Raw genomic sequence first — 25,272 nt, forward strand, 5'->3', positions numbered from 1 at the left:
GGTTAAACCTCCCGAGTCGAGGAAAGCTGGACAGGTTCGGCCGCTGCCTTGGTCTGTGACAAGCCGTTTGAGCCGGTGAAACGTACCGACAACTGGCGCAGCAACACGTAGAAAACGGGTGTTAGAAACAGGCCAAACAGCGTCACGCCGATCATTCCGGTAAAGACCGCGATACCCATGGCCTGGCGCATTTCCGCCCCTGCACCGCTGGACATGATCAAAGGCACTACACCGGCGATGAAGGCTATGGAGGTCATCAGGATCGGCCTCAGGCGAAGCCTCGCCGCCTCTATTGCAGCCTGACGGATAGAGCGCCCCTGGTGTTCCAGTTCATAAGCAAACTCGACGATTAGAATCGCGTTTTTGCAGGCAAGCCCCACGAGCACGACAAAGCTGATCTGAGTGAACAGGTTGTTGTCGCCACCCGTTAGCCAGACACCCGCAATCGCCGAGAGGATGCCCATCGGAACGATCAGCAGGACAGCGATGGGCAGTGTCAGGCTTTCGTACTGTGCGGCGAGTACGAAAAACACCAGCAGCATCGAGAGCGGCAGAATGATGAACAGCGTGTTACCGGCAATCTTGTTTTGATAAGTCAGCTCGGTCCATTCGTAGCCGATCCCGCGCGGAAGCGTTTCGTTGGCGATGCGTTCTATCGCTTCCATGGCCTGACCGCTGCTATACCCCGACGCCGGCCCCCCGCTGACGTCGGCGGAAGGAAAACCGTTGTAACGCATAGCCTGATCGGGACCATAGGTCTGGGTCATTTTCAACACTGACGCCAACGGCACCATGTCACCGTTTTCGTTGCGAGCCTTGAATAAGCCGATGTCTTCAGCGTGGCCACGGAACTCGGCATCGGCTTGAACCTTGACCTGGAAAGTCCGCCCGAAACTGTTGAAGTCGTTGACGTAGATGGAGCCCAGGTAGATCTGCAAGGTTTCGAATACCGAAGGAATGGAAACGCCCAACTGCTGCGCACGGGTACGATCAACATCGGCATAGAGTTGCGGCACATTCATCTGGAAGCTGGAAAACATTCCCGCCAGTTCAGGCGCTTGCCGTGCCTTGGTCATGAACGCTTGCAGCGCGTTGTTCAACGCAGGTGTACCGAGCGCCGCGCGGTCCTGCAACTGCAACTTGAAGCCGCCGACGCTGCCCATTCCGGAGACGGGAGGCGGCGGGAAGACAGCCGTATAAGCGCCCTTGATTCCAGCGAATTTTGCGTTGAGTTGCGCTGCCAATTCATTACCCGACATACCGGGTTCTTCACGCTCGGCGAAATCTTTCAGCACGAAGAACGCAACGCCGGAATTGGGACTGCTGACAAAGCCATTGATGGACCAGCCCGCATAGCCGGTAACCGCCTCGACACCTGGCGTGGCGAGTGCGATCGCAGTCATGTCCTGCAAAACTTTTTCGGTTCGATCCAGTGAGGCGGCGTCGGGCAACTGAACAAAACCGACCAGGTATTGTTTGTCTTGTGGCGGGACAAATCCGGCCGGTACACGGTTGAAGATAAATACCGCGACAACGACCAGCCCTGCGTAGACCAGCAGAGACAACGATTTGCGGCGAAGGACCTTGGAGACACCGGTTCCGTAATGGGCTGACGCCCGGCCAAACAGGCGGTTAAAGTGTTTGAAAAAGCCGCCAAATACCTTATCGAACGCTCTCTGAAACCCATCCTTTGGTGCGTCATGCGCCTTGAGCAACAGAGCAGACAGCGCGGGAGACAAGGTCAGGGAGTTGAACGCGGAAATCACCGTCGAAATGGCAATCGTCAAAGCAAACTGCTTGAAGAATTGCCCCGTCAGCCCACTGACGAACGCCAAGGGTATAAAAACGGCGCACAAGGTGAGGGCAATCGCCACAATCGGTCCTGACACTTCACGCATGGCTTGATAAGTCGCATCACGCGGCGACAGGCCGAGCGCGATGTTGCGCTCCACGTTCTCGACCACGACGATGGCATCGTCCACCACCACGCCAATCGCCAGTACCAGCCCGAACAAACTCAATGCATTGATTGAAAACCCCAGCATCAACATGATCGCAAACGTACCCACCACGGATACCGGGACTGCGAGCAACGGGATGATCGAAGCCCTCCAGGTTTGCAGAAAAATGATCACCACCAGCACCACCAGCACGATGGCTTCGAGCAGGGTGTAAATAACCGCATCAATGGAAGAACGGACAAACTGCGTGGGGTCATAAATGACCTGGTAGTCCACCCCTTCCGGCATGTCCTTTCTCAAGTCGGCCATGGTCTTTCGCACATTGTCGGAAATCTGCAATGCGTTGGAGCCGGGTAGTTGATAAATGAGGATTGCGTTGGCCTGTTTGTTGTCCACTAGGGTACGCAACGCATAGTCGCCTGCCGCCAGTTCGACTCGGGCGATATCACGCAAACGCGTCACGCGGCCGTCGCCTGATGTGCGAACGATCACATCGCGAAATTCTTCTTCAGTGGTCAGACGACCACGAGCGTTAACGGAAATCTGATACTCCACGCCCGGAACGGAAGGCGACGCACCCACAACGCCCGCTGCCGCATTCACATTTTGCTCGCGTAATGCCTGTACGACGTCACTCGCAGCCAGATCGCGAGCCGCCAGCTTTCGCGGGTCCAGCCAGATACGCATGGCATAGTCGCCCGAGCCGGCGACCTGAACCTGCCCGACACCCGGTAAGCGGGCCAGCTGATCTTTGATGTTGATGAGCGAATAGTTGCGCAGGTACTGCATGTCATAACGCTCGTTGGGTGAGCGCAGATGAACCACCATGGTTAAGTCGGGTGAGCTCTTGAGCGTTGTCACACCGAGCCGTTGCACCGCTTCCGGCAGGCGCGGCAATGCCTGGTTTACCCGGTTTTGCACCATTTGCTGCGCAAGGTCAGGGTTAGTGCCGAGTTTGAACGTCACGGTGAGCGTCAATTGCCCGTCTGGCGTAGCCTGGGAATTCATGTACAGCATTCCCTCCACGCCGTTGATCTGCTCTTCCATAGGCGTGGCTACGGTTTCAGCAATTGTCTGCGGGTGGGCTCCAGGGTATTGGGCTTTAACGACGACGGACGGCGGGGCAACGTCGGGGTATTCCGAAATTGGCAGATTGAAAATAGCGATCAGGCCGGCGATGAAAATAATGGCTGAAAGCACGCCAGCGAAAATGGGCCGATCAATAAAAAAGCGCGAGATATCCATGACAGCTGCTCCTTACCGACCGAGATCAGAATCGTACGGGTTGTTTTTGAGCGTCGAATGCAACGGCATCGACGGCCGGTTGCGGGTCGACCACGTCGCCAGGGCGGATTTTCTGCAGGCCTTCGAGGACGATAAGTTCACCCTCGGACAGACCTGAACGCACCACTCGCCACCCATCAATCACCGGGCCCAGTGTTAACTCGCGGTACGCCACCTTGTTTTGCGCATCAACCACAAACACGTATTTTTTCGACTGATCGGTGCCAACCGCTTGGTCACGGATGAGTAACGCAGGTCGCGGTGCCGAATCCCCCGTGCGGACGCGAGCGTACATACCAGGCGTGAGCTCACCACCCGGGTTGTCGAATACCGCACGGACTCTGAGCGTTCCCGACTGACGATCGAGTTGGTTATCCAGCGACTTGACCCGGCCGCTGTACGGGTAGTCAGTCTCATTTGCCAAGCCCATAAAGACGGGCAAGTTGTTGACCCCTGTACTGCCTTTCGCACCATTTCGAGCGAAGCGGATAAAGCTCGCCTCATCGAGCTCGAAATTGACGTACACCGGGGACACCGACACGATGGTGGTCAGGACGGGAGCCTCCGGGCCGGTCCCAACCAAATTGCCCACAGTGAGCTCCGCACGCGATACCCGTCCTGTTACCGGCGCTCCGATCGTTGTGTACTGCAGGTTCAACTGCGCGCTGAGAACGTCTGCCTGAGCTGCACTTAACGCCGCCTGAGCCTCGAGCAGATCATTAGCGCGCTGATCCTGCTCGCGCTGGGAGATGGCGCGCTGAACGATCAGTTTGCTCGAACGTGCCAGTTCGGTTTTCGCCAGGGAGAACCGCGCCTTGGCCATCTCGCGATTCGCCTGGGCTTTAGCCAAGGCTGCCTGATAGGGCCGTGGATCGATGGTAAAAAGAGGCGCCCCCTTATTAACAACTTGCCCCTCGTGAAAATGAACGGCGTCGATTGTTCCACTGACGCGTGGACGGATTTGCACGTGCTCCATGGCCTCGATTCGTCCAGAGAAATCGTTCCACTCCGTCACGGGTTTGTTGTGCACTTGAGCGACCGTCACCGGTATGGCCGGTTGAGTCGTTTGCAACGCAGGCGCGGCGACAGGTTCTTTCACGTAATAGGTGCTCACCCCCATTAAAATCAATACGCCAAGGGCAATTGCAGTTGTGCTCTTTCTCACGATGGGTTTGGAAGGCTTCATAATAGACTCAGCACATAGAGTTTTGAATGCAATAACTGAGCTGTGACAACTTCCAACAGTCAGTAATCAGGTTCGGTGCTCAACAATAGTTTCTTGATCGAGCGACTAAAACATCCAATTCAACCTAAAAGCTCTACTCCAAATCGCTGTAACCTTCTCCAACAATTGGTCAGCTATTTTTTGCAGGCATTGGCTATTACATAAAAGTTTTTGTTCGCATAGCCTGAATACTCTTGCCACAGCAGTGGCACTTAGAGGATGAATGAACGATGTTTAAATTTATTGTGACCTGTGCGTTGACCTTGTCTTTATTTAGTTCACTGTCCTTCGCCGAAGGCGGCGGCGATAGAGTTTTCGAACGTAATCAAGCCCGCGCGCAAGAGGCGTTGGCTGCGCAGCAAAAAGACCATAGCGATATTGAAGACACCGTAAAATCGGACACACCAGCGGATTCCGAAGGCAGCAGTTGATACCACTTAAAAGGTTTTAAATGAACCATCTGCAGCTCTTCCCATACCACGGAAGAGCTTTTTTTTGCGCAAAAAAAAAGACTCGCTGAGCAAGCCGAGTCCAAAGGAGCCACATCAAACACTATCGAAAGCTTTCCATCGATACTACATGCGCTGTATCGATGAATTCCCATAGCCTTCAATAGGAGCAAGTGCCAGACTAAACATTGACCAGGCACCACCGGCGTATTCTACTTGATAATAGCCGCCGCACCGACGCCAATTCCGGGTATTTTAAATAGTCCAATCAAATCGAAACTTATTGACTAACATTTTTACTCGCCCGCACGAGATTTTTAGACTTGGAGCGTCTATACCACTGGCCTTTCAATCTAACTAACGTCATGCTCTTCACCAAACAAATGAGGGGCGAACGGGCATGGAACTACATGTTGTCATTAATGGGCGCAAGGACTTGGCTGGCCAGTTGTATAGGCAACTGCGCGGCGCGATCGAAGGCGGTCGATTGGCAGCAGGAATGCAATTACCGCCGAGCCGATTGTTGGCAGAGCAGCTGGGCATTTCACGCAAGACTATTTCTGACATCTACGCACAATTAACCTATGAAAACTTCCTGATAGGCAGGGTTGGCAAAGGCACCTACGTCAACGCTCGCCCCTCGAAAGCATCGCGCAGGCGGAACGTGTCGGACCTGGCTTGCGCCGACAGCATCAACACCTGGTTGTCCCTACCGTCGCCTCTGCCCGATCCCGCCCAAGCAGGCACGGTGCGATACGATTTTGTAGGCGGCGCGACTCATAAAAGTCAGTTTCCTCATGATGAATGGCGCCGTTGCACTCAATATGCACTCCGCCAGATGCAACGTGCGGCGGGTTTTTACAGCCAGCCAGAAGGTCTGCCTGCATTACGTGGCGCCATTGCCCAGCACATCGCGTTCTGCCGAGGCGTTGTTTGTCGTGAAGAAAATGTCGTTGTCTGTAACGGAACGCAACAAGCGCTGGATTTGATCTCGCGCGTAGTGCTTGTGAGCGGAAGCATCGTCGCCGTAGAAGATCCAGGTTACCCACCCGCCCGAATGCTCTTCACTTCCCAAGGCGCGACCGTCGTGGGCGTTGCAGTGGATGAAGAAGGTCTTCGTGTCGATCTCATTCCGGATGGAACCCGGCTGATCTACGTCACGCCTGCTCACCAATTTCCTATGGGAATGCCAATGAGCAGTGCTCGGCGCACGGCCCTTCTGAAACGCGCCAAGGAGCTCGGCGCCATCATCATTGAGGACGATTACGACAGCGAATTTCGGTATGAAGATCTCCCGACCGACTCCCTGCAAAGCATGGACGAGCATGGCAACGTCATCTTTGTAGGAACGTTTTCCAAAACGATGCTTCCCGAGCTTCGACTTGGCTACGCCGTACTACCGCCATCAATTCATGAAGCTATTGTGAAGGCGAAGCAGGTCATGGACTGGCACACCTCTATCCTGGCCCAATGGGCATTGGCCAAATTCATGACCGACGGGAAGCTGCAGAAACACATCCGCCGTGGACATACGATTTACGCTGGACGCCGAGAGCGGATCTTGAACCGCCTCAATGGAGATTTATCGGCCTGGCTCGAGGCCATCCATATCACTGCCGGTTTTCATATCACTGCGCGATTCAAGCATCCGATAGATCTTGATTTGCTAATCGAGCTGTGTCGGAAAGTGGAAGTAAGTCTGTATTCGATTGAACGTTTTTTTTATCAGACGACCCCGCAATGTGGCCTGTTGATAGGCTTCGGCTCGATCGAGACGCTAGACATTGATCCAGCGCTTGATCGCTTGCACGACATACTCATGCAACTGGATGCGAGGTGAGGTGCAGGCAGTGCCTGACGGCTGGACGCATGGGTGTGCCGTCAGGCTTTCGCAAAGAAACAGTCAATGATTGACCCACGCCTCAACCCAATAGCCGTTGAAAAAACGCCATTAATCGTTACGCCAATCTAAAGCCGATCATTCCCAACATGATTGCCAGTGAAACTAATGAACTCCCTATAAAACCCAGCCACCACACGCCGTTGGCTGCCGACGTTTTTACACCATGTGAAACCAGTACCACTCGCAAACCCGAGAACAAATGGGTCAAGACAAAAAACACTCCGAGTGCGTAATGCGGCAGGAGGCGGATGTTCCATGGGTCTTTGATCAGCCCAGTCGGCAAACCTGCGGCGAATGCCCAGTCGGTAGGGATGTCGAGAAACGTCCGGGCAAATACGAATACCGAGTTCATATGACCGAGGATGAACACGGACATGAATATTCCCGACGCGATCTGGAAAATCCGGTAGCGGTCTTGCGAGGTTTCGCTCCAGGTCCATGCCAATCGCAATCCGCTAATGATCTGGAACAGCATGACAATCACCAGCAAGGGTTCAACGAGCGGTGATCGGTACACCGTGCGCCCGATGTCCATGACAGACGCATGAGCCTCGGGCCCTATAAGACCGAACAAATGGTTGAACACATGGAACAGAACGTACACGGCCGCGATGGAGCCACACACACCGTGTGCTATCTGTAAGTACCGCGACGAAGTTGTTTTAGGCGCCACCTCGGAAAGTTTCTTTTGCGAAGCCCAATAGGCCAGCAGGAGCCACGCGGGTGTCCAAATCCAGGGATCAGGGATTGTGCTGCCCGCCATGTAAGTCACTACGCCAAAAAATACATAGGCAGTCGGCGCGGTCATTGAGATCAGCGCGAAGCGCCGGGCGCGCGCCGATGCGCCGGTAACGGCATGTCTTTGCTTACTGGCCAGAAGCAAACAAACCAGGGGCATCGCAAACGCACTTACTAGCATTAGCACGGCGACCAGCAGACGGCTGATGGCGCTCAGCAGTGATGTTGAATCGACCACGGTCGGGGTGATAGCTGAGTGAAACGCCTGCAGTAACCAAGGGTAAATCGCGGCGCTAAGTGCTGCGGCCCAGATTATTCGCTTTGACTCCATCGATTGCGCTTCTGTACCCACAGGAACTGCCCTTGCATGCTCTACTGCGTTGTCCATTCTTATCTCCGGATAGTCGTTGGCCGCCACGGTTTCGCTTCGCACCGCAATGGCTGATATTCAAACCTTGCGCGATGCAGTGCTTTTTTCCTGCATTGCCCAAACGGTCAAGCCGACACTGATCAGCGCCGGCAATGACACGGCAGGGAAATCGCGAACGAGCGCTTCGGGACCGCACACACCCGCCATCACTTCCCAGACATGAAAAATCGCATGACCGCTTAACCACAAAGCAGCCGTTCCCCACAGCATTACGCGATGCTCCAGCCGCATAACGCCAGCCAACAGCGCGCCGCCGATGATCATGTACAGGAGGCCGATATCACGGATGAAGTGCTGATTAAACGCGCCTGTCGCCGAGACACCAGGCACCTGCGTAAACCACAGCGAGGGGTTAATCAGCATGAATACGCCATTGGCAAACAGGATGATGCTCAACAATCCGGCTATGGCGAATAAGGCGTGGGTCGAGGAACTTGCGCTGTGATAGTTCATGCAATTACGGGTTCCCGAATGTATTGACGGTCAATGTCGACCGCGTACATCCAGTAACTGGTCGACACCTTTCTGATATCAACCAACCTACCTTGCAACTCTGGAATATCCCACGGCCAATTTTGACTATTTCGTCCAGCCCAATCGCGACCATCAATACATGTGTGGGGAAACGTGCAGCGGGTCCGGCATCTTCTTCCTGCAGTTGAGGCATCGAAGCAGCACTGCTCTGGAACGTTCAACTAAAGCTCAATCGGTTCACGCCGATAACCTCGGATGAATCATTGACACTCAGGGAGAAGGTTCATGAGAATTTCCGCTGTCGATCACAGGCCCGTCATGCAGGTAAGGATCGAACCGCAATCAAACACCCCCGTGAAGGACAGCTCAGCCAGCACCAGCTCTGCCTCCGTCATTGCCAAGGTCAATATCTCTAAAGAAGGTCAAGATAAATTAGAGAGCGAGAAATATGCCGACATTGATCGCGCGCCCTTACCCGAGGACGTCAAGGAAGTCCTGAAGAACATTCGTAAGCTTCAAGAGAAAATCAACCAAAAAAACCAGGAGTTGATCGAGCTCTCAAGCGACAAAACCCTGTCCGACGATGAAATAAAGCGGCGTCGAGAGGCATTGACGATCGAGATCAGGAGCATGCAAGCGGCGTTGGGTCAGGCAACGGTCGCTCTGAACAATGCAATGTCGAATCACAACATGGATGCGGACGGTAGAAGTTTGGCTAAAGGTTTAGTCGGGCTGAAATAATGTGATGCCGCACGGGGCGGGAGGTCCGATTAGCGGGAAGATGTTTCCAGCGCTCGGTGACCCGCCTTAGCGTTTTGAAGATCACCTCGATCAGTTCCTCCTGCACGTCGCTCAGGGCTTTCGCTTAATAAGCGTTTGTGAGCTCTCTTCTTACGATTTCCGCGCCCGCGCTCAAGGCGTTCAGCTTACCTCTTGCGACCTGACGAGATAATGGAGCCATGCCACAGTTGGTGCACGGGTAGAGTTTGTCGGCCTCTACAAACTGCAGCGCCTGTCGCAGGGTATTGGCGACTTCTTCCGGTGTTTCAATGGTATTGGAGGCGACATCGATGGCGCCGACCATTACTTTTTTACCCCGAATCAGCTCGATGAGATCCATCGGAACATGGGAGTTGTGGCACTCCAGCGAGATGATATCGATGCTGGATTTTTGCAGCTTGGGGAACGCTTCTTCATATTGGCGCCATTCGGACCCCAGTGTTTTCTTCCAATCGGTATTGGCTTTGATCCCGTAGCCGTAGCAAATATGCACCGCGGTTTCACACTTGAGACCTTCAATAGCCCTCTCCAGGGTGGCAACCCCCCAATCATTTACCTCGTCAAAGAAAACGTTAAAGGCGGGCTCGTCGAACTGGATGATATCGACCCCGGCAGCTTCCAGTTCCCTGGCTTCCTGATTAAGAATCTTGGCGAATTCCCAAGCCAGTTTTTCGCGGCTTTTATAGTGGCTGTCGTACAGCGTATCGATCATGGTCATGGGACCAGGCAACGCCCATTTGATCGGCTGCTTGGTTTGCTGGCGTAAGAACTTGGCGTCCTCCACAAAAACCGGTTTTTGCCGGGCCACGGCACCTACCACCGTGGGTACGCTCGCATCGTAACGATCACGAATTCTGACCGTTTCGCGTTTCTCAAAATCAACACCGCTGAGATGCTCGATAAAGGTGGTCACGAAATGTTGGCGGGTTTGTTCGCCATCGCTGACGATATCAATGCCGGCTTGTTGTTGTTCTTGCAACGCCAGGCGCAACGCATCTTGCTTGCCCTCGACCAGCGCCTCATCTTGCAGCTTCCAGGGTGACCACAGGGTTTCAGGCTGGGCGAGCCAGGACGGTTTAGGCAAGCTGCCAGCGGTCGAAGTGGGTAATAATTTTTTCATCAGGGCAAACCTTAATTTTTAAAGTTATCAAAGCGTGTAATGAGCGGACCATTGTTCGAGCGTCGCCTGGTGTGGCTTGATAAAGTGCTCCTCAACAAACTTGCCTTGCTCGATAGCCAGACGGCTACGCTCTTCCCGATCATAAACAATGAGTGTCAATGAATAATCCTGGTGTTTAAGGCTCGGCTGATAGGCTTTTCCTGCCGCAGAGTTCGCATTGTAAATTTCTGGCCGATAAATCTTTTGGAACGTGTCCATGGTACTGATAGTGCTAATTAGCTCAAGATTGGTGTAATCACAGAGCAAATCGCCGGCAAAATAAAAAGCCAACGGCGCAACACTGTTGGCCGGCATGAAATAGCGAACTTTCAAGCCCATTTTTCCGAAATAGTCATCCGTAAGAGAGTTTTCGTCCTGCTGGTATTCAACACCCAGTACAGGATGCAGGTTTTCGGTCCGGTGATAGGTCTTGGTATTCGACACGCTCAGGCATATCACCGGTGGCTTATTAAAATTATCGTGATAGGCGCTTGAGTTGATGAAGCATTTGAACAGCTTTCCATGCAGTTCTCCAAAATCAGCGGGCGTGCTGAATTCCGCCTTATGTTCATTGTGCTTCGGCAGCACCACACTGAAATCATAATCCCGTACGTAAGAGGAAAAATTATTCCCTACGATGCCTTCAAAGCGCTCATTAGTTTTTCGATCAACTATATTGGTTTTGAGAATTTCAATCAGTGGGATCGCAGTGTTAGTGGTTTTAACGTCGATATCCATTTCAACCGAAATGATTTCCAGCTCTAGCGCATAACGGTCGCCGTTGGGATTATCCCAATCTGCCAATGCGTTGAAACGATTGTTTATCATCACTAAGGTATTGCGCAAATTCTCCTGACGGCTTTCTCCGCGAGCCAGGTTAGCAAAGTTAGTGGTGATGCGCGTAGTTTCTGAAGGGTGATAATTTTCATCGAAATTAATACTTTTGATTGAAAATCCAAACGCTGTGTTCATTGTGATCTGGCACCTTGAGTTCCGCGCGGGAATTCGAGTTTATTGATTGACGAGCAGTCGTGATCGTCCAAGATAACGGTCATGTTAGGTCGGCCAGTGAGTGAGTGAAAACGAAAGGATTTCACTAAAAGCGTTAGTCACGCTCATGATGGAATGAACGGGATTTCAAAGTGACTGCCACGTCCCTGGCCTTCCTCAGTGTGGAGCAAGCGCCATGATGCTATTGCTAGTTGCTGCCATCCGCCCGACTATTCGAAGCCTCGTCGATTCTGGAGCCCAATGCCCATGCCCAAAACGCAATCGCCAGGCTCAACCATCGCCACCGCCGCCGACATCGAGCGCTCGATCCAGACACTGAACACAATGGCTGAACGCCTTTGGGGCGAAGGCCGAGAGGCCGAGGCGCAGGCCTTGCTCGATGCGCTTGACGCACTGAACCGCGCGCTGGACCGGATCAGGATTGGCGAAAGTCGCAAGGCAAAGACGCTGCACTGAACACCCTTTCAATTCATTCAAGGCTTAGTGCCGCCCGCATACCAAGAGGCCCAACATGGCAAAGACTCCGCCCACTCTCATTCGGGGGCTCGACGGTCCGAGAACGGCGCAGCAAGAATTGTTTTACGACCTGGAAGATGCGGGTGCGGTCATCGGTTGGGCAGCCTCCGAGTTGACCGCGCTGGCGGCGCGGGGCAAGACGCCGGATGAAGCTCAGACCTTGCAAAAAATTTGCGCACTGCTGGATGCCCAGCAACGCAAGCTCAGCGATTATGCGGATGAAGTGAAGGCTGGGAAGATCGTGCGCGAACAGCCTGAGATCACTTCAGGCAAGTGAGAAAAATCAAAGAGGTTTTTTTGACCTTCACAAGATTTTCACGAGCGACGGCCTATGTTGAACCCAGCTCCTTGTGATCCCTTTAGCCCGCGCTCCCCACGCGGGCTTTTCTTTGCTCGCGATTTGGAGATGCGTGCAATCGAACAATCGACCTCAAGCGACCCGCGACATCCGCTTGGGTCGTTGCGCATCCGCCATGAAGTGCAGGTACTCGCGCCATTGTCGGAAAGCCCGGTACTGCCGATCGCAGGCTTGCTGCCACAGCTCGCTACCGATCTGGTCGGCGGCAAGGGACATCATCTGCTCAGTCGCAAGATCAAGTTCATTGATGAGTTCGCGTCCATTCGGCATATCGAGAGATAAAGGTCGCATAGAAAACCTGGTAGTTGGCGTACTAGATCGACTGGCCATTTGCCTGTTAGTGCTTCGTTCCCGACGAGCGGTTTGATTTTACTCGCGGTTGATGACCGGATTGCTGGCCTGCAACGTACGAAATTTTGCCTGGCAGCACGGGCATAATTTGCCCCGCCGCATCGCCACTACTGAAAATATCTTCAGTAAAAACACCTTCGCTATTGAAATTGTTTTCATTAGCTCCTACTGTCTGGACACTCAAGCCCCCGCAGAGGCCGTCCAGATGATTGATCCGCTCTCTCCCCTGTCGCGCCAGCAATGGACGCTACCGGTGCCCATCGAATACGGCCCCGGCGCACGCTCAGCCTTGGCGGACATGTGCCTGCGCCACGGCATTCGGGCGCCGCTGATCGTCACCGACGCCAGCACCGCGAGCCTGCCCTTCGTCAGTGAATTGCTCGACCACTTGCAGCAGGCCGGTTTGCGATGCAGCTTGTACGCCGGCATTGAGGCCAACCCGACTGACACTTCCGTGGAAAATGGCGCGGCGTTTTTCCGTGACTGGCAGGCAGACGGCGTGGTGGCCCTGGGCGGCGGCAGCGGGCTGGATGCCGGTAAGGCAATCGCGCTGATCGCCGCGCAGTCCCGTGCCGGGTTATGGGCCTTCGACTTTGATCAACCAGTGGCGGACAGCTTCAAGGCCAGCGACTTCCCCCCGGTGATTTGCGTGCCGACCACCGCTGGCACCGGGGCGGAAACCGAAAGCACGGCGATGCTCACCGACACTCGCCGGGGCATCAAAGGTTGCGTCTGGCACCCGTTGGCGCGGCCGGCCGGGGTGATTCTCGACCCGGAACTGACCCTCGGATTGCCGCCGCACTTAACGGCGTGGACCGGCATGGACGCGATCATCCATGCCCTGGAAGCGTTTTTCGTCCCGCAGTTCAATCCGCTCTGCGACGGCGCGGCACTGCAAGCGTTGAGCCTGATGTGGGACGCGCTGCCCGTCGCGGTCAAAAACGGCGATAACCTCGAAGCGCGCGGCCGCATGCTCGCCGGGTCGTGCCTGGCGGGGGTTGCGTTCAATAAAGGCCTGGGCCTGGTGCATGCGCTCAGCCACATGGTCGGCGCGACCTACAACACCCACCACGGCCTGACCAACGCCGTCATCCTGCCGGTGGTGCTGCGCTTCAACCAGGACCTTATCCGGCCGCGCCTGCCAGCGGTGTGCCAAGCGATGGGCCTGCCGGGCGAGGATTTCGAGACGTTTTACCGGGCGATATGCGCACGCCTGGATGCCTTGGACATCCCGAAAAACCTCGTCAGCCTCGGCGTACAACGTCAGGACTTTCCTGCAATTGCCGCCAAAGCCCTGCTCGACCCCGCGCGCAGCAGCAACCCACGCGCCAGCGACCTGACCCAACTCGAACAACTGCTCACCCAAGCCCTTGACCACGCCCGGAAGTGATATGAGCGAGACATTGCCTGCCGAAAAGAAACGCCGTACCCGCATCGAACCCGAAGCGCGTCGGCGCTCGATCATCGAAGCGACCATGCACTGCATCACCCGTCACGGTCACAGCGGCACCACCATCGAGCGCATTTGCGAACAGGCGGGGATTTCCATCGGGTTGATCGGCCATCACTTCAGCTCCAAGGAAGAGTTGATGCTGTGCACCTATCAGGCCCTGACCGACCAGTTACGCGCAGAGACCGAACAGCACCTGACCCGCAAGAATGCCTCGGCACGGGATCGACTCACGGCAATGATCAAGTCGTCGTTCAAGGGCAGCATTTTCAACGCGTTCACCCTGACCACCTGGCTGGGTTTCTGGGGGGCGGCGGTGTCTTCGCCGGAACTGAAAAAGCTCAACCACACGCTGTATTTCGATTATCGCGCCGAGCTGGAAAAGTGCTTCGAGCAGGCCGCCGAAGAGCAAGGCAAACGCATTGACAGCCGCAGCGCCGCCTTGACCCTGACCGCGCTGATCGACGGCTTCTGGCTCGAATGGACCCTCGACCACAAGGCCTTCAGCGCCGCCAAGGCCCAGGCCTGTTGCCAATTGGTGGCCACGCTGTTGCTGGCCAACGAAACCTCATAACAAGAACACCGCCCACACCCACCCTGCCCTGATTGTCCGGAGGAATCGACCATGTCCCATGTGTTTCGTTTTTCAGGAATATGCGCGCTATTGATGGCTGGCACCTGCGCAGCGGCGGAAGCACCGTCCTGCCAACAGGTTCGAATGGGCGTCGCCAACTGGACCGACGTGATGGCCACCAGCGCCGTGGCCAAAGTGCTGCTCGACGAGTTGGGCTACAAGACCGAGCAGACCTTTGCCTCAGAGCAAATCGTGCTGACGGCAATCAAGGACAAGAAACTCGACCTGTTCCTCGGCTATTGGGCACCGCTGATGACCGCTGCCGTGGAGCCGATGGTCGCCGCCAAGCAGATTGCCGTGTCGGCCAAGCCCAACCTGACCGGCGCCAATGCCACCCTGGCGGTGCCGCGTTATCTGTTCGAGCAAGGCCTGAAGACCTTCGCCGACATCCCGCGCTTCAAGGAGGCGCTGGGCGGCAAGATCCACGGCATCGAATCCGGCTCGGCGACCAACCAGCAGATTCAGGCCATGATCGACAAAAACCAGTTCGGCCTCGGCGACTTTAAACTGGTCGAGTCCAGCGAAGCCGGGATGCTCGCGCAAGTGCGCCGCGCCGAGACGCGCAAAACCGCCATCGTGTTTTTCGGCTGGACCCCGCACCCGATGAACGTGAGCATGGACATGGATTACCTGACCGGCAGCGAGGACGCCCTGGGCCCGGACGAAGGCGCGGCGACCGTGTGGACGGTGACGCAGCCCGACTATGCGCAGCGCTGCCCGAACGTGCAGAAACTGCTCACGCAACTGACCTTCACCACCGCCGGCGAGAGCCAGATGATGGTGGCGATCCTCGCCGGCCAGCAACCGGACGCGGTCGCCCGGCAGTGGCTCAAGGATCACCCCGAGGATCGCCGTCGCTGGACCGATGGCGTGCAAAACTTCAACGCAAAACTGGCCCAACAATAACAAGCCGTCAGTGGAGGCAACCGCCCATGAACAGCGCAACCGCGACCATCGCCGATTGGCGAATTTACCCAGTGAACAGCCTGCCGGTGGCATTGCAGCGGCAACCCGACGGCGTCGAAGTAACCTGGTCCGACGCACGCGTCAGTCTGTTTCATCACCTCTGGTTGCGCGACAACTGCCCGTGCCCGGCCTGCGTCTACCCGGTGACCCGCGAGCAGATGTTCGAGATTGTTGACGCGCCGGATGACCTATCGGCCCTCGACGCACAACTCGACGGCAGCGGTTGCCTGGCAGTGCAATGGTCCGACGGTCACGCCAGCCTGTACCACCCAGGCTGGTTGCGCGCCCACGCCTACGACGAACAATCCCGCGCCGAACGCGAGCAACAGGCATCGCGACCGCTGCTCTGGCGCGCCGAGATGAACCAGCAATTGGCGCACTTCGATTATCAGGAGGTGATGACCCGCGATGACGTGCTACTGCAATGGCTACGGGCCCTGCGCGACACGGGGCTGACGCAGATCCGCAATGCGCCCACCGCCAACGGCTCGCTGGACGGCCTGGCGCGGCGCGTGGCGTTCATCCGCGAAAGCAGCTTCGGGGTGATGTTCGAGGTGCAATCGAAAGTCGACGCCGACAGCAACGCCTACACCGCGTTTAATCTGCCGCTGCACACCGATTTGCCAACCCGCGAATTGCAACCGGGCGTGCAGTTTCTGTATTGCCTGCGCAACGATGCCGAGGGCGGCGACAGCCGCTTCGTCGACGGCTTCGCGGTGGCCGAGGAGTTGCGGCGCCTCGCACCGGACAGCTTCGACTTGCTGACCCGCACGCCGGTGGAGTTTCGCAACAAGTCGGCGCGCAACGATTACCGCTGCAAGGCACCAATCATTGCGTTGAACGAGGATGGCAGCTATCGGGAAATCCGTATCGCCAACTTCCTGCGTGGCCCGTTCGACGCGCCGACCGAGGTCATGCCAGCGCTGTACAAGGCCTATCGCCTGTTCATTCAGTTGACTCGCGAACCGCACCTGCAATTGAACCGCCGCTTGCAGGCCGGCGAGGCCTGGGTCTTCGATAACCGCCGCGTGCTGCACGCCCGCGACGCCTTTGACCCGGCCAGCGGCGAGCGGCATTTCCAGGGCTGTTACCTGGACCGTGACGAATGGCTGTCACGTCTGTATGTGTTGGAGCGACAAGCCTAAGCCCCCTTTTCTCGAGACGCCGGTTTCACCCGCAGGGGACGAGCAGCCCTGCGAAAAACCGGCTCAAACGCTTACAATCGTCGGCCGTCACTTTCCCTCGGACCGGCCATGGCGCTCGACCCTCCCACGATACTGGTGCTCTCCATCGCCCTCGCCGCGTCCGCCGCGCTGTACCTGGCGATCGAGTGGCGCAGCATTCGCGAACCCTCGCTGCTGTTCTGGAGCGCCGGTTTCGCGACTATTACCGTCGGCTCGACCCTGGCCCTGCTGCGCGGCAGCGGGCTGGTGCTGATCGGCATCTGGTTCGCCAACGGTTTGCTGGTGGTGGCGCACTGGCTGTTTTTACTGGGCGTGGCGCGTTTCACCCAAGTGCGCCTGTCCCGGGCCTGGTATTTGATTTTCGTCGCTTGGGCGGTGCTGCTGTTATTACCCGGCGAACAGCCTTGGTCGAAGGTCATGTTGTTGGTCAACTCGCTGCTGGTGGCGGTGTTGATGCTGCGGGCCAGCTCGCTGCTGCGGCCCCACGGCAAGTCCTTGAGCGTCGGCGCCGTGCAGTTGCGCTACGTGCTGCTGGTGCATGGCCTGTTTTATCTGGCGAAGTCCGTCACCGCCGTGCTGCCCGGTTCACTGATTGACCTGGCGGCGTTCCGCGGCGAGATCATTCAGATTTCCCTGGTCGAAGGCGCCATGGCGATCATGCTGATCGCGCTGTCGATGACCGGTACCGAACGTTACCGCCGGGAAAAACGCATCGCCCGCCTGGCCGCGCGCGATCCGTTGACGGCGCTGTACAACCGCCGCGCCCTCGAAGTGCGCGCCCCACGTCTGCTCGACGGCGTCTCTCCCGCGCAACCGGCGGCGTTGCTGCTGATTGATGTGGACAACTTCAAACTGGTCAACGACCTGTACGGCCACACCGCCGGTGACCGCTTGCTGGTGAGCCTCAGCGAGATGATCCGCAGCGCGCTGCCGGAAGGTGCGTTGGCCGCGCGTTTGGGCGGCGACGAGTTCGTGATCCTGCTGCGCCACGCCTCGCGCCAGGGCATCGTTGAACTGGGCGATGGCTTGCGCGAGCAGTTTCACAAAGCAGCCACTCACACCTTCGCCACCCCGGAAGCCGTGACCCTGAGCATCGGCGCCACCCTGTTCGACCAACCACCTGCCAGCCTCGCCGCCCTGATCGAACAAGGTGACGCGGCGCTCTACGCCTCCAAACGCGGCGGCCGTGACAGCATCCGTCTGGTGGATCGCACCTTGAGCACGGTCGAGCCACAGGAACCGCGCTAAACCTCCTGCGGCTTTCGCAAGATCCGCAATCGCCCTCGTAGAAAAATTGAATTAGCCGGTTGTCCGCTCGGTCAAGAACTATGAACACCGTTAATCCTTGCGAGGTAATAGCCATGACTATCGAAGCAGAGACACTGGTGCAACTGACCGAAGCCCTGCAAAAACGCGGGCTCAACCTGGTCGCCGACGTAACCTTCACCCGCGCCCCGTATCGTTTGAATCACCGCTGGACCTGCATTGTCGAGTGACGAACAGGCTCGTGGGCAACGCGCCCACACCTTTCGTCGCAAACACGATCCGGCGCCTGATTTCTGACCCCTCCGTGGCTCAGCCTTTGCACAGCCCGCCTTAGCGAACTCGCCACGACATAATTCTGACGCGAGCGCCTCCCCCAACGCTAAGGACACCAGCGCTACGCTTGGTCAGTCACCGGAGATGTAACGTGTCAACTCTCAGAGAAATCGCCGCAAACCACGCGAGAATGGCCAAGGCACAGGAAGCAGCATCAACCGGTTTGAGTGAGCAATCGCTACAGATTGTGGGCGGTTTTGAATTGCCTTCGAGGGAGCTTCCTTCGAGGGAGCAGCGGCATGAGGTGCCGCTGCATCTAGTGGCAGCGGTGCAGGATAACCAACGGGTGCCATCCGCCGCTTACCTGCTCTGACGCAAGCCAGCGCTCGACCTGACCATCAAGGCGTAAACAGCGCCTTGAGCTGCGGGTCGTTGAGGTAGGCGACGTTTAGCCGGGTCCACGGGTTCACTTGTGTTTGCACTGGCGAAAAAATATGTCCCGGCGCGATCATGAAGCCTTTGGGCAGCAGGCGTCGGGTCAGTTCACGAGCGTCGTCAACCTGCGGAAAGCGCGCCCACAGGTACAGGCTTTGCTCGGGACGGGAAAACACCTCGGCCCCGATCTCGTCGAGCATGTGCAGGCCTTGGGCGGTCGCTAGCTTCAAGCGTTCTTGCAGGCGCACCAAGTGCCGCAGGAAATGCCCCTCTTCCAGAATCACGTCCACCGTTCGTTCGCAGAACTCTGATGAACTGGTGTGCAGCAGCATCTTCAAATCCCCCAGTTCATCGATCACCTCTTTGTTGCCAGCGATAAAACCGACCCGCAGCGCCGCCGACACCGACTTGGAAAAACTGCCGACGTACAGCGTGCGCTTGAGCTGATCCAGGGCCGAGACCTTGATCGCTGAAGTGGGTTTGAAATCCGCCAGCGCATCGTCATCCACCAGGATCAGCTGATGCTCCTCGGCGATTTGCACCAGTTGGTGGGCCTTGCTCGGCGAGATGTCCGAACCGGTCGGGTTGTGCCCCACCGATTGAATGAAAAACAGCTTCGGCTGTTCGGTTTTCAACCATTGCTTCAACACCTCCAGATCCGGCCCATCAGCCAGGCGCGGCACCGCCAGCATCCGTGCGCCCTGCAATTGCAACTTGCCGAACAGCGGGTAGTAGCCGGGATCTTCCACCAACACGCAGTCGCCGGGTGCAACGAAGCGGCGGATGATCAAGTCCAGCGCGTGGTTGGCGCCGTGGGTGGTGACAATTTGCCGGGGCGTGACGCTGATCGCATAGCCGGCGAGTTTTTGTGCCAAATGCTGGCGCAACCCAGCGTTACCGAGGCGATTGCCATAGCGAAACAGCGTGGTCACGCCGCTGCGCATGATCTGCCGGGTGAAGCGGTCGAGGCGCATGTCCATCAGCCATTCCACCGGCGGGAACCCTTCACCCAGCGGCGAGTGCCCCGGTTCCCGGACGAACTGTTGGCGCATCAGCCAAATGGTGTCCATTGCCCGCGCGTAGGGCAGCGGCTCTTCCGGTTCGCTGGCCTTGGCGGTGCCCGTCTTGACGAAAAAACCCTGGCCATGCCGCGCCTCGATCAAGCCTTGCGAGGCGAGCAATTCATAGGCGTTGATCACGGTGTTTTTCGAATACCCATGCAACCGCATGCATTCGCGCAACGATGGCAAGCGCTCGCCGACCCGGTAGGTGCCGTTGGTGATCTGCTCGACCAGGGTCGCGCTGAAGCGCTGCGCCAGGGTTTGATGGGCCATGGGGGCTGTTCCAGATAGCAAGAGACACTTGAGGGTACAGCTCGGGTACTGTCCTTCAAAACTGTACCTTCTTTGCCGGTACAGGGCGGACTAACTTGGGCGCATCAACAATAAAAATCGCGACAGGACTTCTGTTCATGAGTATCGACTCCCGCCTTCCGCAGTTCCGGGGCATGGCGCCCTCGGCCCGCCTCGACCACTTGCAAACCTTGCTTGACCTGCCTGACAGCGACCTCGCCCTGCTGCGCACCCCCGGCGCGCTGCCACTGGACATCGCCAACGGCATGATCGAGAACGTCATCGGCACCTTCGAACTGCCTTACGCGGTGGCCAGCAATTTCCAGATCAATGGCCGCGACGTGATCGTTCCGCTGGTGGTAGAAGAGCCTTCAGTGGTGGCCGCCGCTTCGTTCATGGCCAAACTGGCCCGAGACGCCGGCGGCTTCCAGACCTCCAGCAGCCTGCCGCTGATGCGCGCCCAGGTGCAGATCGTCGAGGTTGCCGACCCGTACAACGCGCGCCTGAGTTTGCTGCGGCGCAAAAACGAAATCATCGAACTGGCCAACCGCAAGGACCAACTGCTAAACAAACTCGGCGGCGGCTGCCGCGACATTGAAGTGCACACCTTCGCCCAGAGCCCGCGCGGGCCGATGCTGGTGGCGCATTTGATCGTCGACGTACGCGACGCCATGGGCGCCAACACGGTCAACACCATGGCCGAGGCCGTGGCGCCGCTGGTGGAGGAAATCACCGGCGGCAAGGTGCGCCTGCGGATTCTCTCCAACCTCGCCGATCTGCGTCTGGCGCGGGCGCAGATCCGCATCGCCCCGGCGTTGCTGACCACTGCGGAGTTCAAGGGCGAAGACGTGATTGAAGGCATTCTCGATGCCTACAACTTTGCGGTGATCGACCCGTACCGCGCGGCGACCCACAACAAGGGCATCATGAACGGCATCGACCCGTTGATCGTCGCCACCGGCAACGACTGGCGCGCGGTCGAGGCCGGCGCGCACGCCTATGCTTGCCGCGATGGCCACTACGGTTCGTTGACCACTTGGGAGAAGGATGGCCAGGGCAATCTGGTGGGCACCCTGGAGATGCCAATGCCGGTTGGCCTGGTGGGTGGCGCCACCAAAACTCATCCGTTGGCGCAGTTGTCATTGCGCATTCTTGGGGTCACCAGCGCCCAGGAACTGGCGGAAATCGCCGTCGCCGTAGGCCTGGCGCAAAATCTTGGCGCCCTGCGCGCACTGTCCACCGAGGGTATCCAGCGCGGCCACATGGCCCTGCATGCGCGCAACATTGCCTTGTCCGCCGGCGCCCGTGGCGATGAAGTGGATTGGCTGGTGAAAAAAATGGTCGAAGCACGGGACGTCCGCTCGGACCACGCCAGCGAGCTGCTCAAGCAAAAACGCGGACACGCCTGAACCGGCCGCGTGGATCGAGCGACCGCGCAACTGTCTGTAGAGACGCTTCACGTCGATAACAACAACAGCCCCCAAGGGGCAGCGGGAGAAGCATTTTGAAGGCCGATCTATACGAAGTGTGGGGCGACACGGTCAACAGTCGCCATTTGATTTACGCCATTGCGATTGGCGCGGCTGTCAGCCTCAGCGCTTTTTTCCTCGCGCAGTACATCCTGCTTGCGGTGGTCGAGTCGGCGCAAATGGCCCGGGCCTACGCCATGCTGGTGGGCATTCTCGGCTGCCTGGGCGGTGGTGCGATCAGCGCCATGCTGTTCAAACCCAAGCGCCTGGTGGTCGAGCATCAGGCTGACCCGGCCTGGCGCGCCGAAGTGTTGCTGGAGCTGCAAAAGGAGTTCGGCGACCTCGGCAAGCTGGAAGACCTGCCCCCGGCAGTGCTCGCTGAATTACGTGAAATGGATTTGCTGGAGTTGTTCGCCGAACACGAAAAAGCCCAGGCGTCGGCCTCAGCCACTGTCGACCAGGACCTGCGCGTGCTGCACAAGGGGGCCGTGCAATGATGGCCGAATTGCTCGATCCGATCCTGGTCGCGCTCGGCATGGGCATCCTCGGCGCGATAGTCTTCGCCGGCATCGGCCTGATCTCCGGCAGCGATGAAACCACTACCCTCGCCCCGCTGACTTTGCTGGTGGTGTTGCTCGGCGTGCCGGCCCCCGGCGTGCTGACATTTTTCCTCGCCGGCGCCGTGGCCAAGCACATGACCCACGCCGTGCCGACCGCGTTGCTGGGGATTCCCGGCGACACCCTGGCCACGCCGCTGATGCGCGAGGCGAACTTCCTGCGCAACCTTGGCGTGCCGCACATTGCCCTGCGCAAGATGATTTCCGGCGCGGTCATCGCGGCGTTGCTGGCGGTGCCGATGGCGGTGCTGTTCGCCGTACTGCTGGCGCCGTTCGGCGATGCGATCAAGCAGGCTGCGCCCTGGGTGTTCCTCGCGGCGGCCATCGCCATTGCTTATTTTTCCGCCGGGCGCTGGGCAGCAGTGCTGACCCTGATTCCGTTCGTGATGGTGATCGTCGGCCTGCAAACATTGACCGGGCAGTACGGGGTCAAGCTCAGTGTCAGTTACTTCCTGGGGATCGCCATCGGGCCGTTGATTGCGGCACTGTTCTCGATGCTCGCGCCGGCCGAGCGGGAGAAGATGCGCCGCGATCAAGTCCGGACGTTTTCGCTGTCACCGGACGTGAAGAGCTGGGGCGGGTTCTTTCCCAACCCGCTGAAAGTGCTGGACCGCCAGCAAACCGGCTGGACCGCCATCACTGCGGTGATTTCCAGCGCGACTTTCGTGTTCAGCCCGGTCGCCATGACCGTGATCATGGGCGAAATGGTCGGCGCCCGGATCAAGCACGTTTACCATCGCCTGACGACCGTGATCACCGCGCGCAACGGCGTGACCGAAGCCACTTACATCGCCGAAGCACTGATCCCGTTGATCGCCTTCGGCCTGCCACTGAGCCCGGTGGCAGCCGGGCCGGCAGCGCCGCTGTTCAACGCGCCGCCGCGCTTCACCGTCGACGCGGGCACCGGGCAGGTCAACAACCTGCATACGCTGCTCAGCACTTGGGAGTTTTTCGGCTACGGGATGCTCGCGGTGGTCGTGGCGATCCTGATCGCTTATCCCTTCACCATGAATTACGCCCACCGCGCGGCGTCCTGGGTGTCGCGCAAGATCAGCCATGAAGCAGTGATTGCCACGTTCGTCGGGCTGATCCTGGTGATCGGTATCTGGGAGGGCGGCGCGCTCGGCTTGCTGGTGATTATCACCGTGGGCCTGCTCGGCGGTTTCCTTTCGCGCTTCCTGGGTTTCAACATCGGCGTGCAGTTCATGGGGTATTACACCGCGGTGCTGACTGTTCCGGCACTGGTGGCATTGCTCGGTAGCTGACTGATCGTCCACAGACAAAAACAACAATCACAGGACCTAACCATGCACAAAACATTGCTTGCCTTACTGATGATCGCCCTGAGCGCCAGTGCCTTGGCGGTCGGTGACCCGGCGATTCCGACTTTGAAATACTCCGCCGCCGGCCAGGATTTGAATGCCCTGCCCGCTGCGGAAAAAGACTTGCCCACAGTTACCGCACAGCCCTGGTTCAAGGTCTCGGACAAGCTCTTGCAACTGGAGGGGCCGTCGTTCGATCGCCAGGGCAATCTGGTGTTGGTCGAGGTGTTTGGCGGCCAGGTGCTGAAGGTCGACACGCAGGGAAAATTGCAGGTGCTGGTGGCGAAAAACGCGCTGGGCTCCGCGGGTTTGGCGATTCACAAGGACGGTCGGCTGTTCGTCGCCGGCCTGGGCAATTTCAAGGACACCGGTAACCTCACGGTCTACGACGCCGACGGCACAAACCCGCAGACCGTCATTGGCGGCAACAAGGGTTTCCTGGTGGATGACCTGGTGTTCGATGCCGACGGCGGCTTCTACTTCACCGATTTCAAAGGCACCTCCACCGAACCCACGGGCGGCGTGTATTACGTCACCCCGGACTTCAAACGCATTGTGCCGATCCTGCCGAAACTGGCGATCGCCAATGGCATCGCGCTTTCCCCCGACGGCAAGACCTTGTGGGTGACCGAATTCGCCACCGGCCTGCTGCACCGCATCGAACTCAAGGACGCGACGACCATCGCTCCGTTTGGCGAGGTCATCGTCTATCGCTTCAACGGGCCGTCGCCGGACTCGATGCGCGTTGATCAGGACGGCAACCTGTACGTCGCCCAATACAGCCAGGGCCGCGTGCTGGTGCTCAACCCCAACGGCACGCCGATCGGCCAAGTGCTGATCCCCGGCCGCGAAACCGGCCACTTCCTGCGCTCCACTAGCCTCGCCATCAAACCCGGGACCAACGAACTGTACCTGGTCAGCAACGACGGCGACCTCGGGCAGGGTTCAGTGATCTTCCGCGCGCGTGGGTTTGCCAAGGCGTTGCCGTTGTACTCGCATCAGTGAATTCGCCTGGGGTATTGAGGTTACCGGGGGATGTCCCTGGACACTGTGGGAGCTTGGCTTGCCAGCGATGACTGGTTGTCAGGCGCTGCTTGGTTTGCTGGTGTACATATCCATTCCCTTGGTGATGGCTGGTATCGGTTCCGCTCTTACAGCGGGTCACTTTGAAAAGCCCAAAGTAACCAAAGGCTTTCATCCCCTCCATTCGGTGCCTCGCCTAGGCTCGGCATGCCCTCACTCCGGCCTCTGGTTAACGGGGCAGAGCAGATCAAAAGCCAGATCAAAAGCGGTTCGCCGAGGCGGCCTAGTAGCCGACCTGGCTTCGGATTGATCGTGTTCCCCTTGTGGGAGCGAGGCGGCTCCGGGCGGCGTTCCGACGAAGGCTATCTCCCTGCTGGTGAGTTAATAGCGGATGTCTCCGAAACCTGTGGGAGCCTGGCTTGCCAGCGATGACTTCTGTTCAGGCACTAGAAATTTTGCAGGTGTACATATCCATTCCCTCTGTGATGGCTGATATAGGTTCCGCTCTTACAGCGGGTCACTTTGAAAAGCCCAAAGTAACCAAAGGCTTTCATCCCCTCCATTCGGTGCCTCGCTTAGGCTCGGCATGCCCTCACTCCGGCCTTGCTCCGTGGGCCCGCCGCCATCGGCCATCCCTGGCCG

24 protein-coding genes are annotated in these 25,272 nt (G+C 57.8%); 17 read left to right on the forward strand and 7 right to left on the reverse strand.

From position 1 onward, the window contains the following. Positions 1–2: 2 nt before the first annotated feature. Positions 3–3,206, reverse strand: coding sequence for an efflux RND transporter permease subunit (locus RG836_RS00445; protein WP_310842272.1), 3,204 nt, complete (start codon positions 3,204–3,206; stop codon positions 3–5). A gap of 25 nt (positions 3,207–3,231) precedes the next feature. After that, positions 3,232–4,431, reverse strand: a complete 1,200-nt coding sequence (locus RG836_RS00450) for an efflux RND transporter periplasmic adaptor subunit (protein ID WP_310842274.1) — start codon at positions 4,429–4,431, stop codon at positions 3,232–3,234. A 269-nt stretch (positions 4,432–4,700) separates the two neighbouring features. Between RG836_RS00450 and RG836_RS00455 the strand changes: the two genes are divergently transcribed. Beyond that, a complete protein-coding gene (locus RG836_RS00455) occupies positions 4,701–4,901 on the forward strand; it encodes a co-regulatory protein PtrA N-terminal domain-containing protein (protein WP_310842276.1) in 201 nt (66 codons plus the stop codon). Positions 4,902–5,319: 418 nt separating this feature from the next. Then, the gene (pdxR, locus tag RG836_RS00460; protein WP_310842277.1) at positions 5,320–6,759 is read left to right on the forward strand and encodes a MocR-like pyridoxine biosynthesis transcription factor PdxR; all 1,440 of its coding nucleotides are present in this window, start codon (positions 5,320–5,322) and stop codon (positions 6,757–6,759) included. A 118-nt stretch (positions 6,760–6,877) separates the two neighbouring features. Here the strand turns inward: pdxR and RG836_RS00465 are convergent, their stop codons facing one another. Then, positions 6,878–7,948 (reverse strand): hypothetical protein, encoded by a 1,071-nt coding sequence (locus RG836_RS00465; RefSeq protein ID WP_310842278.1) that lies wholly within the window; start codon positions 7,946–7,948, stop codon positions 6,878–6,880. Between the two features lie 60 nt (positions 7,949–8,008). Then, on the reverse strand, positions 8,009–8,443 hold the full coding sequence (locus tag RG836_RS00470; RefSeq protein WP_310842279.1) for a hypothetical protein: 435 nt from the start codon (positions 8,441–8,443) through the stop codon (positions 8,009–8,011). 306 nt (positions 8,444–8,749) lie between these two features. Between RG836_RS00470 and RG836_RS00475 the strand changes: the two genes are divergently transcribed. Beyond that, positions 8,750–9,205 carry a hypothetical protein gene (locus RG836_RS00475; RefSeq protein ID WP_310842280.1) on the forward strand — a complete coding sequence of 152 codons (456 nt, stop codon included), beginning with the start codon at positions 8,750–8,752 and terminating at the stop codon, positions 9,203–9,205. Between the two features lie 124 nt (positions 9,206–9,329). Here the strand turns inward: RG836_RS00475 and RG836_RS00480 are convergent, their stop codons facing one another. Beyond that, complete coding sequence (locus RG836_RS00480) at positions 9,330–10,364, reverse strand: methionine synthase (protein WP_310842281.1); 1,035 nt, start codon at positions 10,362–10,364, stop codon at positions 9,330–9,332. A gap of 27 nt (positions 10,365–10,391) precedes the next feature. Then, entirely contained in the window at positions 10,392–11,375 is a 984-nt protein-coding gene (locus tag RG836_RS00485; RefSeq protein WP_310842282.1) for a DUF1852 domain-containing protein, read from the reverse strand. A gap of 285 nt (positions 11,376–11,660) precedes the next feature. Between RG836_RS00485 and RG836_RS00490 the strand changes: the two genes are divergently transcribed. The 10 genes from RG836_RS00490 (at position 11,661) to RG836_RS00535 (ending at position 18,785) form a co-directional block, all read left to right on the forward strand. Then, positions 11,661–11,870 carry a hypothetical protein gene (locus RG836_RS00490; RefSeq protein WP_310842283.1) on the forward strand — a complete coding sequence of 70 codons (210 nt, stop codon included), beginning with the start codon at positions 11,661–11,663 and terminating at the stop codon, positions 11,868–11,870. Positions 11,871–11,925: 55 nt separating this feature from the next. Then, the gene (locus RG836_RS00495) at positions 11,926–12,207 is read left to right on the forward strand and encodes a hypothetical protein (RefSeq protein WP_310842284.1); all 282 of its coding nucleotides are present in this window, start codon (positions 11,926–11,928) and stop codon (positions 12,205–12,207) included. A gap of 129 nt (positions 12,208–12,336) precedes the next feature. Continuing rightward, positions 12,337–12,570, forward strand: a complete 234-nt coding sequence (locus tag RG836_RS00500; RefSeq protein WP_310842285.1) for a hypothetical protein — start codon at positions 12,337–12,339, stop codon at positions 12,568–12,570. Between the two features lie 274 nt (positions 12,571–12,844). Beyond that, complete coding sequence (locus RG836_RS00505) at positions 12,845–14,029, forward strand: iron-containing alcohol dehydrogenase (protein WP_310842288.1); 1,185 nt, start codon at positions 12,845–12,847, stop codon at positions 14,027–14,029. Between the two features lies 1 nt (position 14,030). Beyond that, entirely contained in the window at positions 14,031–14,663 is a 633-nt protein-coding gene (betI, locus tag RG836_RS00510) for a transcriptional regulator BetI (protein WP_310842290.1), read from the forward strand. A gap of 51 nt (positions 14,664–14,714) precedes the next feature. Further along, positions 14,715–15,629, forward strand: a complete 915-nt coding sequence (gene choX / locus RG836_RS00515; RefSeq protein ID WP_310842292.1) for a choline ABC transporter substrate-binding protein — start codon at positions 14,715–14,717, stop codon at positions 15,627–15,629. Between the two features lie 26 nt (positions 15,630–15,655). Beyond that, positions 15,656–16,834 carry a gamma-butyrobetaine dioxygenase gene (locus RG836_RS00520; protein WP_310842293.1) on the forward strand — a complete coding sequence of 393 codons (1,179 nt, stop codon included), beginning with the start codon at positions 15,656–15,658 and terminating at the stop codon, positions 16,832–16,834. A gap of 108 nt (positions 16,835–16,942) precedes the next feature. Next, positions 16,943–18,121 carry a GGDEF domain-containing protein gene (locus tag RG836_RS00525; protein WP_310842294.1) on the forward strand — a complete coding sequence of 393 codons (1,179 nt, stop codon included), beginning with the start codon at positions 16,943–16,945 and terminating at the stop codon, positions 18,119–18,121. A gap of 113 nt (positions 18,122–18,234) precedes the next feature. Further along, complete coding sequence (locus RG836_RS00530; protein WP_310842296.1) at positions 18,235–18,369, forward strand: hypothetical protein; 135 nt, start codon at positions 18,235–18,237, stop codon at positions 18,367–18,369. Positions 18,370–18,563: 194 nt separating this feature from the next. Beyond that, the gene (locus RG836_RS00535; protein WP_310842297.1) at positions 18,564–18,785 is read left to right on the forward strand and encodes a hypothetical protein; all 222 of its coding nucleotides are present in this window, start codon (positions 18,564–18,566) and stop codon (positions 18,783–18,785) included. A gap of 25 nt (positions 18,786–18,810) precedes the next feature. Here the strand turns inward: RG836_RS00535 and RG836_RS00540 are convergent, their stop codons facing one another. Continuing rightward, the gene (locus RG836_RS00540; protein ID WP_310842298.1) at positions 18,811–20,181 is read right to left on the reverse strand and encodes an aminotransferase-like domain-containing protein; all 1,371 of its coding nucleotides are present in this window, start codon (positions 20,179–20,181) and stop codon (positions 18,811–18,813) included. Between the two features lie 137 nt (positions 20,182–20,318). Here RG836_RS00540 and RG836_RS00545 point away from each other — a divergent pair, with 137 nt between their 5' ends. From RG836_RS00545 to RG836_RS00560, 4 genes are all read left to right on the forward strand, one after another. After that, positions 20,319–21,608 (forward strand): hydroxymethylglutaryl-CoA reductase, degradative, encoded by a 1,290-nt coding sequence (locus tag RG836_RS00545; RefSeq protein WP_310842300.1) that lies wholly within the window; start codon positions 20,319–20,321, stop codon positions 21,606–21,608. Between the two features lie 95 nt (positions 21,609–21,703). Next, positions 21,704–22,165 carry a hypothetical protein gene (locus RG836_RS00550; RefSeq protein WP_310842301.1) on the forward strand — a complete coding sequence of 154 codons (462 nt, stop codon included), beginning with the start codon at positions 21,704–21,706 and terminating at the stop codon, positions 22,163–22,165. Continuing rightward, positions 22,162–23,550 carry a tripartite tricarboxylate transporter permease gene (locus RG836_RS00555; protein ID WP_310842302.1) on the forward strand — a complete coding sequence of 463 codons (1,389 nt, stop codon included), beginning with the start codon at positions 22,162–22,164 and terminating at the stop codon, positions 23,548–23,550. Before RG836_RS00550 ends, RG836_RS00555 begins: the two co-directional genes overlap by 4 nt. 42 nt (positions 23,551–23,592) lie before the next feature. Next, complete coding sequence (locus RG836_RS00560; protein WP_310842303.1) at positions 23,593–24,612, forward strand: SMP-30/gluconolactonase/LRE family protein; 1,020 nt, start codon at positions 23,593–23,595, stop codon at positions 24,610–24,612. The last annotated feature ends 660 nt before the right edge of the window (positions 24,613–25,272 follow it).

The sequence above is a fragment of the Pseudomonas rhizozeae genome, from assembly GCF_031583775.1.
Classification (GTDB): Bacteria; Pseudomonadota; Gammaproteobacteria; order Pseudomonadales; family Pseudomonadaceae; genus Aquipseudomonas.